The 10,599-nt window shown below is 67.7% G+C and carries 9 protein-coding genes; 6 read left to right on the top strand and 3 right to left on the bottom strand.

Annotation, left to right across the window (positions count from 1 at the left end):
• Positions 1-198 precede the first annotated feature (198 nt).
• A complete protein-coding gene (locus tag IQ216_RS07165; RefSeq protein WP_193814933.1) occupies positions 199-927 on the top strand; it encodes a M15 family metallopeptidase in 729 nt (242 codons plus the stop codon).
• Here IQ216_RS07165 and IQ216_RS07160 read toward each other — a convergent pair.
• Positions 897-1,322, bottom strand: coding sequence for a hypothetical protein (locus IQ216_RS07160; protein WP_193814932.1), 426 nt, complete (start codon positions 1,320-1,322; stop codon positions 897-899). The two genes, IQ216_RS07165 and IQ216_RS07160, sit on opposite strands and share 31 nt — an antisense overlap.
• Position 1,323: 1 nt before the next feature.
• The gene (sir, locus tag IQ216_RS07155; RefSeq protein ID WP_370566650.1) at positions 1,324-3,060 is read right to left on the bottom strand and encodes a sulfite reductase, ferredoxin dependent; all 1,737 of its coding nucleotides are present in this window, start codon (positions 3,058-3,060) and stop codon (positions 1,324-1,326) included.
• 94 nt (positions 3,061-3,154) lie between these two features.
• On the opposite strand from sir, the gene glyS reads away from it, so the two are divergent.
• A complete protein-coding gene (gene glyS / locus IQ216_RS07150; RefSeq protein ID WP_193814930.1) occupies positions 3,155-5,332 on the top strand; it encodes a glycine--tRNA ligase subunit beta in 2,178 nt (725 codons plus the stop codon).
• 26 nt (positions 5,333-5,358) lie between these two features.
• Here glyS and chlP read toward each other — a convergent pair whose 3' ends face one another.
• On the bottom strand, positions 5,359-6,774 hold the full coding sequence (chlP, locus tag IQ216_RS07145) for a geranylgeranyl reductase (protein WP_193814929.1): 1,416 nt from the start codon (positions 6,772-6,774) through the stop codon (positions 5,359-5,361).
• Between the two features lie 289 nt (positions 6,775-7,063).
• On the opposite strand from chlP, the gene IQ216_RS07140 reads away from it, so the two are divergent.
• The 4 genes from IQ216_RS07140 to IQ216_RS07125 all read left to right on the top strand — a co-directional run.
• The gene (locus IQ216_RS07140) at positions 7,064-7,819 is read left to right on the top strand and encodes a D-alanyl-D-alanine carboxypeptidase family protein (protein ID WP_228007251.1); all 756 of its coding nucleotides are present in this window, start codon (positions 7,064-7,066) and stop codon (positions 7,817-7,819) included.
• A gap of 76 nt (positions 7,820-7,895) precedes the next feature.
• On the top strand, positions 7,896-9,704 hold the full coding sequence (gene typA, locus IQ216_RS07135; RefSeq protein WP_186699769.1) for a translational GTPase TypA: 1,809 nt from the start codon (positions 7,896-7,898) through the stop codon (positions 9,702-9,704).
• A 41-nt stretch (positions 9,705-9,745) separates the two neighbouring features.
• A complete protein-coding gene (locus IQ216_RS07130; RefSeq protein ID WP_193814928.1) occupies positions 9,746-10,147 on the top strand; it encodes a DUF309 domain-containing protein in 402 nt (133 codons plus the stop codon).
• 26 nt (positions 10,148-10,173) lie between these two features.
• Positions 10,174-10,599 (top strand): LPS-assembly protein LptD (locus IQ216_RS07125; RefSeq protein WP_193814927.1); only part of this gene is annotated, 426 nt, incomplete at its 3' end.

Here is a 10,599-nt window from a genome sequence, read left to right as displayed (position 1 = left end):
GTGCTGGAGCAGGCGCGCGACGTGGGGGGGCGGATCCTGGCGGAGGACCCATCCCTGGAGCGTCACCCCCGGCTCCTGGCCATGCTGCAGAGCCAGCGCGCCAGGCTGACTGCAGGAGCCCGGCTGAACTGAGGGCCGAGGCCCGCTGAACGCAGCGGCACGCCGTCAGGCCACACTGAAGGCTGCACTGGAGTGGCGATGCCGCGGCGTCCCTGGAATTCCGTCCCCATCGAGCCGCGGCGGGATCCCCTGGTTCCCCTGCCGCCCAACCTGTTGCGACTGGAACCCCACCCCTACACAGCCCTGGGGGCTCCCTATGGCCCTGGAGGATCGCCCTTTCAGCTGCGCCAGGAGGTGATCGACCGACTGCTCGACTCCCAGGAGGCTCTGCAGGAACAGCAGCCCGACTGGCGCCTGGCCGTCTTTGACGGCTGGCGGCCCCTGGCGGTGCAGGCCTTCATGGTGGAGCACACCCTGCTTGAGTTGTGCCGCAAGCGAGGCGTGGATCCGGCCGAAACCAGCCCTGCCCGGGAGGCCCTGACGGCGGAGGTGGGGCGCTTCTGGGCCGATCCTGATGAGGATCCAGCTGCCCCGCCCCCCCACAGCACCGGCGCTGCCGTGGACCTCACCCTGGTTGACCATCGGGGCCTGCCCCTGGACATGGGGTCGGCGATCGACGCCATCGGGCCTGTGTCCTCACCAGACCACTTCGAGTCTGTGGCCCAGGGAGCGGCCAAGCCGGCCCAGCGCACCTGGGCGCGGGGCTGCCACAGGCGACGGCGTCTGTTGCGTCAGGTGCTGCAGCAGGCGGGCTTTGCCCAGCACCCGAATGAGTGGTGGCACTTCAGCTGGGGCGATCAGCTCTGGGCCTGGAGCCGGGGCGAAGCCCAGGCCTGCTACGGAAGGGTGGAGCCGGAGCCGGGCTGAGCGGTGGCCGGCGGCGCGGAGGAGGATGCCGGCGCCATCAGATCCAGGTAGAGCGCATTGGCCTCATCGCGCTGCATCAGGCCCTTGGCCACGCAGCGTCGCAGGCTGGAAGCCGTCATCTCCCCCTGCAGGGTCCTGAGCCGGGCGATCACGGCCGGGCTCTGGTCGGCAAAGGGCTCCAGGTGGCGCTCGAACGCCTCGCGGATCGCCTCGGCTTGGCAGCTGAGCGGATCCGGGTCATAGATCGTCGGTGTGGAGGGGGGCGGCGCTGGCGACCTCCGGCCCTGGGCGGCCAGCGGGGTGACAGTGGCGGAGCTGAGCAGGGCCAGGGCAAGCGATGCGGCCCACACTGTGGGGTGGCCGCAGGAGCGGCCGCGCCGCGAAACGGTGCCCACGTCAGGCCGAAGCCAGCAGGGCCTGCACAGCAGGCCGTCCGCTTCTGGCCACGAAGTCGCCGAAGCTCAGCCGGCCCCCGGCGTCCTGCCAGGCCCGCAGCAGCGGCTCGAGGGTCTGCTCCAGGTCGTCGAGGGGCATCTTCTCGAGATAGGGCTCCGCCAGCCGACTGAGGTTGGGGGTGCCGCCCAGCCACAGYTGGTACTGGTTGACGCCGCTGCCCACCAGCCCGATCTCGGCCATGTAGGGCCGGGCGCAGCCGTTGGGGCAGCCGGTCATGCGCACCAGCACCGGCTTGCTGATGGTGAGCCCCTGCATCAGGGTGTCGAGCCGGCCGATCACATCGGGCAGGATGCGCTCGGCCTCGGTGACGGCCAGGCCGCACAGGGGCAGGGCCGGGCAGGCCAGGGCATGGCGCTCCAGGGGGGGCGGCGCGTCCGGTGTCTCGAAGCCGAGGGCGATCAGCTCTGCCCGGATGCTGGCCTTCTGGGCGGTGCCGATGTTGCAGAGCAGCAGATCCTGGTTGGGCGTGAGCCGCAGATCCAGCTTGTAGGTGTCCACGAGGTGACGCAGGCCACGCTTGAGCTCGCCGCCGATGCGGCCGCAGAGCACCGGCAGGCCCACGAACCAGAGCCCGGGGCTCTGGCGATGCCAGCCCAGGTAGTCCTCCAGCCTTGGCTTGGGCTCCTGGCGCATGGCCTTGATCGGATGGGCGAAGTAGCGCTGCTGCAGCTCCTGCCGGAACCAGTCCACGCCCCGGTCGTGGATGAGGTACTTCATCCGCGCGTGGCGGCGTTGGTCGCGGTCGCCATGGTCGCGCTGCAGAGCCACGATCGCCTGCACCAGATCCAGGATGTGCTCGTAGGCCACTGACCCGAGCGGATCGGCGGTGCGGGCGAAGGTCTCCTCCTTGCTGTGGGTGCGGCCCATGCCGCCGCCCACGTAGACGTTGGCCGCCAGGGGCCGGCCCTGGGGGTTGCAGAACAGCACCAGGCCGATGTCCTGGGTGAGCAGATCCACCGAGTTGTCCCCGGGCACCGTGACCGCCACCTTGAATTTGCGCGGCAGATAGGTGCCGCCATAGAGCGGCTCGGCGGCATCGCCGCTGAACACGGCGCCCTCGGCCTGGCGGGCCTTGGCGCGGCGCACCGGCAGGTTCGGCTTGATGCGGTAGCTCAGATCGCCGTCCACCCAGAGGTCGAGATAGGAGCCCTCGGCGGCCTGGGGAGCCAGCAGATCGGCGATGGCGTCAGCGAGATCGCGGGCCGCCGGGTAGCCGCCCGTGCTGTAGGGGGCGGCGGGCGCCATCACGTTGCGATTGATGTCCCCACAGGCGGCCAGGGTGGACCCCAGGGAGCGCACGATCGTGCCGATCACCTCCTTGAGGTTCTCCTTGCGCACCCCATGCATCTGGAAGGCCTGGCGGGTGGTGACCCGCAGGGTGGCGTTGCCGAGCCGATCGGCCAGCTCGTCGATGGCGAGATAGAGCTGGGCCGGAACGCGGCCAGCCGGGTTGCGCAGGCGCAGCATCATCTGCCACTCCTTGTCGTGGCCCTTCTGGCGCTTGTCGCGGTTGTCCTGCTGGTAGCTGCCGTGGAACTTGAGAATCTGGACGGCGCTGTCGGTGAAGTTGGGCGCCTGATTGCCCAGCTCGCTCAACAGCGGTTCGCGCAGGTGACCACTGCTGGCCTTGAGTTGTTCGAACTTCGTCGGCCCTGACGTCACGATTGCGGCAACCACCCAAAAGCCTGTTGACGGTAGCGAACAAGGCCCACCGGCAGCCTGATCGGTTGCAGACGGCTCCATACAGTTGGCGGTTGCTGTTGCGGTTGGCGTGTCCACCTTTCTGCTGGAGATCGGAACCGAGGAGCTGCCGGCCGATTTCGCTCGCCTGGCCGTGCCCCAGCTGCAGGCTCTGGTGGCCCGCGACCTGGACGACCAGCGGCTCAGCCATGGCCGCCTGGAGGTGACCAGCACACCACGGCGCCTGGCCGTGGTGGTGGACGGGCTGCCCGCCTGCCAGAGCGAGCGGCGGGAGGAGCGCAAGGGGCCGCCAGCCAGTCAGGGCTTCAAGGACGGCATGCCGACCCAGGCGGCTCTGGGCTTTGCCCGGCGCTGCGGCGTCGAGCCGGCGGCGCTGGAGGTGCGCCCCACGGTCAAGGGCCCGTTTGTGTTCGCGCGGCTGCTGGAGCCGGGACGGCCCACCCGTGAGGTGCTGACGGAGTGCATTCCCGCTTGGATTCAGGGGTTGCAGGGCCGCCGCTTCATGCGCTGGGGGGAAGGAGACTTCCGCTTCTCCAGGCCGGTGCGCTGGCTGGTGGCCCTACTCGATGCCGAGGTGCTGCCGGTGCGGCTGCCGGGCAGTGATCCAGAGGTGCGGGCCGGCCGCCTCAGCCGGGGGCACCGGCTGCACCCGCAGCCGGTGTCGATCGCCGCGGCGGACCAGTACGCGGCCAGCCTCGCCGCCGCCGGGCTGGAGGTGCACCGGCAGCTGCGGGCCGAGCGGATCAGCCAGGGCATCCAGCGGGCGGCCGAGGCGCTGGAGGGCCGTCCGGACCTGCCCGGCGACCTGCTGGAGGAGCTCACCGATCTGGTGGAGCAGCCGCTGCTCCTGGAGGGGGCGCTGGACCCCGCCTACCTGGCCCTGCCAGCCGAGGTGCTCTGCACCGTGATGCGGGCCCACCAGCGCTACGTGCCGCTCTACCGCCGCAACGCCGCGGTGGATCCCCTCGCCTTTGAAGCACGGGATGTGCTGCTGCCCGCCTTCCTGTGCGTGGGCAATGGCTCGCCGGACTCCCTCGACACCGTGCGCCGCGGCAACGAGCGTGTGCTGCGCGCCCGGCTCGCCGATGCCCGTTTCTTCCTGGAAGCCGACAGGGCCGTCTCCAGCCTGGAGCGGCGCGAACAGCTGGCCCGGGTCACCTTTGCCGAGGGACTGGGCTCCCTGCGCGACCGGGTGGAGCGACTCGAGTGGTGCAGCCAGGAGCTGCTGCAGGCCCTGGCGCTGCCCCCGGACGTCGCCGAGGCGGCCCTGCGGGCGGCCCACCTCTGCAAGCACGATCTGGTGAGCCAGATGGTGGGCGAATTCCCCGAGCTGCAGGGGATCATGGGCGCCAAATACCTGCTGGCCGAGGGCGAGCCGCGGGCGGTGGCCCTGGCGGTGCTCGAGCACTATCTGCCGCGGGGTGCCGCAGATGCGCTGCCCCACAGCGCTGCCGGGGCCGTGGTGGCTCTGGCCGAACGCCTGGAACTGCTGTTCAGCATCTTCGCCAAGGGTGAGCGGCCCAGCGGCTCCTCTGATCCCTACGGCCTGCGGCGGGCGGGCAATGGCCTGCTGCAGATTCTCTGGCAGCAGGGTTGGCGGCTGGATCTGCAGGGGCTGCTCCTGGCCGGCAGCCACCGCTGGGCCAGTCTGTTTCCTGAATTCCGGATCGAGCCGGCGGCCCTGGCGGCCGACCTGGGCGACTTTCTGGCCCAGCGCATCGCCAGCCTGCTGGAGGAGGAGGGCCTGGCGGCCGACCTGGTGGCGGCGGTGGCGGGAGCCGGGCTGCCGAGGCAACGGCTGCTGGCCGATCCCGGTGCGGTCCGTCAGCGGGGGCTGTTGCTGCGCGAGCTGCGTCAGCAGGGGCGGCTGGCGCCGTTGCAGGCTGTGGTCACCCGGGCCACACGACTGGCCGAGAAGGGATCTCTCGATCAGCACACGCTCAGCCCCGAAGCCGTGGTGGAGCCGGCCCTGTTCGAGAAGCCCAGCGAGGCGGCCATGCTTGCCGTGCTGCAGCGGCTGGAACCACTCGCCAAGGAGGCTGCTCAGAAGGCCGCGTTGCCTGGCTTGGCGGCGCTGGCGGCGGCCCTGCAGGAGAGCGCTGCTGCCCTGGCCGCCTTCTTTGATGGCGACAGCAGCGTGATGGTGATGGCTGAAGACAGTCGCATCCGCAGCAACCGTCTGGCCCTGTTGAGCGTGCTGCGCAACCAGGCGTCAGTGCTGGCTGACTTCAGCGCACTCCAGGCCTGAAGCCTCGCTTCAGGCGCTCCTTTGGATCACTGGCCGGCCAGCACAGGTTCCCGTTCCTGATCGGCTGACTTGTCCTGGCTCTTGCCGGTGCCATTCGCCGGGCTGGCGGCTGCCTGGGCAGCCAGTTCACCGCGCATCTTGATGCCGCCCTTGATGGTGCTGACAGCCAGCATGGCGGCCACTTCATCGTCATCGCGCACGGCGCTGTCGACGGGTTTGTAGGTCTGGGGGGCAAGGGCATTGCCGCGCAGCACGGCGGCCATGGTGAGCACGGTGAGCTTGATCTGTTGCCAGGGGTTCATCGCCACCACCCGCTTGTAGAGGTAGCTGTCAAAGGTGAGGCGCTGCACATCTTTGTCATCGCACATCTCCACGAACGCTTCCCTGGCAGCGTCATTGGAGTAGAAGATGTTCTGCAGAATCTCAAGCACCTTGTAGGTGGCACCGTACTGGCGATCCCAGGTCTTGATGTATTTCTTGAGATCGGCCTGGGTTGGGATGCGCTGTCCCGCCTGGCTGCTGGCCACGATCTGCTCGGCGCACATGCGGCCACTTTTGGCTGCAAAGTAGATGCCTTCGCCGGAGCTCTTGGTCACGTAGCCTGCGGCGTCGCCCACCAGGGCCATGCGGCCCACCACGCGGCGGGGCCTGGGATGCTCAGGAATGGGGTGGGCTTCCACCTTGATCACTTCGCCATTGACGAGCCGCTTGCGGGCCCGCAGCCGGATGCCTTCCTGCAGACCCTTGATGAGAGACTGGTTGTTCTGCATGGTGCCGGTACCGACGGCCACATGGTCGTACTTGGGGAAGACCCAGGCGTAGAAGTCCGGCGAAACGTCGGTGCCGACGTACATCTCAGCGAGGTCTTCGTAGTAGCTCATCTCCTTGGCCGGCAGCCGGATGCGCTCCTGGAAGGCGATGGCCACGTTGTAGTCGCCGGCATCCATCGCCTTGGCGACCCGGCTGTTGGCACCATCAGCGCCCACGATCAGGTCAACTTCGAGGGTTTTGCTCTCACCGGTGGCCTCGCCGGTGCCGTAGTCGGAGTAGGTGAGGGTGTACGGGCCTTGGCGGTTGACGCCGGTGTCGATCTTGGTCACCAGACCGTTGACCAGATGGGCACCGAGATCAGCGGCGCGGTTGCGCAGGAAGGAGTCGAGCAGCTCCCGGCGGCACATGCCGATGTATTCGTTGTTATTGTCCAGATGAATATCCACCTCCCGGTTGGAGGGAGAGATCATGCGCATGTTCCGAACCTTGCGATCGATGATCGAATCGGGAAGGTCGAATTCGGAAACCATGCAGAGTGGAATCGCCCCTCCACAGGGTTTGGCGTTGTCGAGCTTGCGCTCGAAGATCCACGTCTGGATACCGGCCTTGGCAAGCACCTCGGCGGCACAGGACCCACTGGGGCCACCGCCCACCACTGCGACACGCAACATCAGTTGAATGCTCCGCCAAAAGAAAGCTGTCGGCCTAAACTAACACCGCTGCCTGGTCTGGCGGGGGGATTTCCGGTTTCGCCAAGGAGATTGTGATTTGCCGCCGGCAACAACGGGCCGACATGGATGCAATCGCAAGTACCCCAGAGGCCGAATCGTGGCGCGAGTATGACGAAGCTGTAACAATTTAAGGCCTTGGTTTGGGGCGCCCGTCGGCCTGGCGCGCCTCACTGGCTCTTGGGCCCCGGGTCCGCTTGCATGGGTGCTGTGATGCCGCCCTGGCGTGGCGCTGAACCCCAGACTGCCCACCCACCGCTCCTCTGGCGTCGTGCAGCCCGATGACATCCCTGTGGCTCGCCGGCAGCTGCCTGCGGCAGCACCGACGCACCCACTGGCGCGGCTGGGGCGGCTGGGCCTCTCTCTGGTTCTGGTGCTGCTGGCCGGGGGGCTGCTGCTGCCCCAGAGCCGCCAGGCCCTGCAGCGGTGGCTGGCCCCCAGGCCGGTGGAGGGCCTCGATGCCAGCCAGACCGCCGATGGCCGCCTGCTGGGTCACTTCCCCTATGACGAGGCCGACCCCGCCGTCCTGGTGAGCGTGGCGCCGGGGCAGGAACTGCATCGCGACGCCGCCGAAGCCCTGGCCGCCATGCGCCGGGCCGCGGAGGCCGACGGCATCTCCCTGGTGCTGCTGAGTGCCTACCGCTCCAGGGCCCTGCAGCGGGAGATCTTTTTCGATGTGAAGGCGGAGCGCAACCAGAACGCCCGCGAGCGGGCCGAAGTGAGCGCACCGCCCGGCTTCTCTGAACACAGCACGGGGTATGCCATCGATCTGGGCGATGGCCGCATGCCCCAGACCCATCTCTCCGAGGACTTTGCCGCCACGCAGGCCTTCCGCTGGCTGGAGGACCATGCCCAGCGGTTCCATTTCACCCTGTCGTTTCCCGCAGGCAATCCCCAGGGCGTGAGCTACGAACCCTGGCACTGGCGCTTCGAGGGCACGGCCGAGGCGCTGAAAGTGTTCGAGCCCGCCCAGCGTCTGGCCCCCTGAGCCGGGATCAGCCTGGCAAGGGGATGGAGTAGTCTGTTTTCTTGGCTACAGACTGAACCGTAGGAATTCTCAATTTATGAGCGGCGCACATTCAGGCACGCCGATTCGCAATATTGCGATCATTGCCCACGTTGACCACGGCAAAACCACCCTCGTCGACGCGCTGCTGGCCCAGTCGGGCATCTTCCGCGACAACGAAGCGGTGCCCACCTGCGTGATGGACTCCAACGATCTGGAGCGCGAGCGCGGCATCACGATCCTCAGCAAGAACACGGCGGTTGATTTCGAAGGCATTCGCATCAACATCGTCGACACCCCTGGTCACGCTGACTTCGGCGGCGAGGTGGAGCGCGTGCTGGGCATGGTGGATGGCTGCCTGCTGATTGTGGACGCCAACGAGGGGCCCATGCCCCAGACCCGTTTCGTGCTCAAGAAGGCCCTGGAGAAAGGGCTGCGTCCGATCGTGTTTGTCAACAAGATCGACCGGGCCCGGGTGGATCCGGAGATCGCCGTGGACAAGGTGCTCGACCTTTTCCTCGAGCTCGGTGCCGACGACGACCAGTGCGATTTCCCCTACCTGTTCGGCAGCGGCATGGGCGGCTACGCCAAGCCCGACATGAAAACAGAGAGCGACACCATGCGTCCGCTCTTCGACGCCATCCTGCGCCATGTGCCGCCGCCGGTGGGGGACCCCGCCAAGCCGCTGCAGCTCCAGGTCACCACCCTTGACTACAGCGATTTCCTCGGCCGGATCATGATCGGCCGCATCCACAACGGCACCATCAAGGCGGGTCAGCCCGCTGCTCTCCTGCGCGATGACGGCAGCGTCAAGCGCGGCCGGATCAGCAAGCTGCTCGGTTTCCAGGGCCTGCAGCGGGTGGAGATCGCCGAGGCCAGCGCCGGCGACCTGGTGGCCGTGTCCGGCTTCGATGAGGTGAACATCGGCGAGACGATCGCCTGCCCGGACAATCCCGAGGCGTTGCCTTTGATCAAGGTGGATGAGCCCACCCTGCAGATGACCTTCGTCATCAACGACTCCCCCTTCGCCGGCAAGGAGGGCAAGTTCGTCACCAGCCGTCAGGTGCGCGATCGGCTGCAGAAGGAATTGCTCACCAACGTGGCCCTGCGGGTGGAGGACACCGACTCACCCGACCGCTGGTCGGTGAGCGGCCGGGGTGAGCTGCACCTCGGCATCCTGATCGAAACGATGCGCCGCGAGGGCTATGAGTTCCAGGTGAGCCAGCCCCAGGTGATCTTCCGCACCATCGATGGCACCCCCAGCGAGCCCTATGAAACCCTCGTGCTCGACGTGCCGGAAGCATCCGTGGGTGCCTGCATCGAGAAACTCGGTAGCCGCAAGGCGGAAATGCAGAACATGGAAACCACCAGCGACGGCCGCACCCTGCTGGAATTCGTCGTGCCGGCCCGCGGCCTGATCGGTTTCCGCGGCGAGTTCATCCGTGCCACCCGCGGTGAGGGAATCATGAGCCACTCCTTCCTCGACTACCGGCCCATGCAGGGCGATGTGGACACCCGCCGCAGCGGCGTGCTGATTGCCTTCGAGGAGGGCACGGCCACCTTCTATGCCCTCAAGGGGGCCGAAGATCGCGGCCAGTTCTTCATCACTCCTGGCACCAAGGTGTACAAGGGCATGATCGTGGGTGAGAACAGTCGGCCCCAGGATCTCGAGCTCAATGTCTGCAAGGCCAAGCAGGTGACCAACATCCGCTCCGCTGGCGCCGAGGTGCTCGACACCCTGCAGTCACCTGTGCAGATGACTCTGGAGCGCGCCCTTGAGTACATCGGTCCCGATGAAATGCTTGAGGTGACACCGGAATCGATCCGGCTGCGCAAGCTGCCCTCCAAAAAGGCGGCCAAGCGCTGAACGTTCAGGTTCAGATCAAGGTCCGATCCAGGTCCAGCTCCATGCTCGATCCCGAAGAGTCAGCCCTGCTGGGCGATGCCCGCCTCGGCGCCGCCATCGCCCAGTTCAATGCCGGCGACTGGTATGGCTGCCACGACGGCTTTGAGGAGCTCTGGCACGAGACGGCAGGCCCGACCCGTCCGGTGCTGCAGGGCCTGCTGCAGATTGCCGTGGGCCAGCTTCACCTCGAACGGGGCAATCGGCGCGGTGCCACCATCCTCACGGGTGAGGGGCTGGGGCGCTTGCGCGACTGCCCGCAGGACGCCCTGGGCCTGGATCTCGCAGCCGTTTGCCGCAGTGCCGGCCTCTGGCTGCAAGCCCTGCAGGGCCCTGACCAGAACCCGGACCTGGAGCCTCCCCGGCTGCTTCCAGCCAGGGCAGCGTCGCAGCCCTCTGTAGATTGAATTCTGCGTTCAGGCAGCCCCGGTCCTTGCCCCTGTCTGCCTTCCATCCCGCCAGCGTTGCCCTGCTGGGTCTGGCTGCGCTTGGCCTCTCCGCCTCCACCCTGGTGGCAGGAGCCAGGGCCCAGGAGATGGCCACGTCAGCGGCCGCACCCGAGACGGCCCCTCTGACCGGCGTGGTGACGATCGAATCCGACCTGCAGAGCGCCGACAACGCCACCGGAATCCTCTCCGCCAGCGGCAATGTGCGGATCGTCTACGGCGATCAGGGGGTGGTGGCCACGGCCCGCCAGGCCCAGTACTTCAGCCGTGAGGGTCGCCTGGTGCTGAGTGGCGATGTGGACGTGCTTCAAGGGGATGGCAACAGCATCCGGGCCGAGCGGCTTGTGTACTTCGTGGAGAACGAACGGCTGGTGGCCGAATCGGCCCCCGGCGAACAGGTGACCACCCTCTAC

Origin of the sequence: Cyanobium sp. LEGE 06143, from assembly GCF_015207535.1 — a bacterium.
Taxonomy (GTDB): Bacteria; Cyanobacteriota; Cyanobacteriia; order PCC-6307; family Cyanobiaceae; genus NIES-981.
The sequence above is the reverse complement of the archived record's forward strand: the minus strand, read 5'-3'. Positions and strand labels throughout refer to the sequence as shown.

Coding starts and splice junctions, on each gene's coding strand:
- IQ216_RS07165 (WP_193814933.1), top strand. CDS start 199: ATGCCGCGGCGTCCCTGGAATTCCGTCCCCATCGAGCCGCGGCGGGAT.
- chlP (WP_193814929.1), bottom strand. CDS start 6,774: ATGTTGCGTGTCGCAGTGGTGGGCGGTGGCCCCAGTGGGTCCTGTGCC.
- typA (WP_186699769.1), top strand. CDS start 7,896: ATGAGCGGCGCACATTCAGGCACGCCGATTCGCAATATTGCGATCATT.
- IQ216_RS07130 (WP_193814928.1), top strand. CDS start 9,746: ATGCTCGATCCCGAAGAGTCAGCCCTGCTGGGCGATGCCCGCCTCGGC.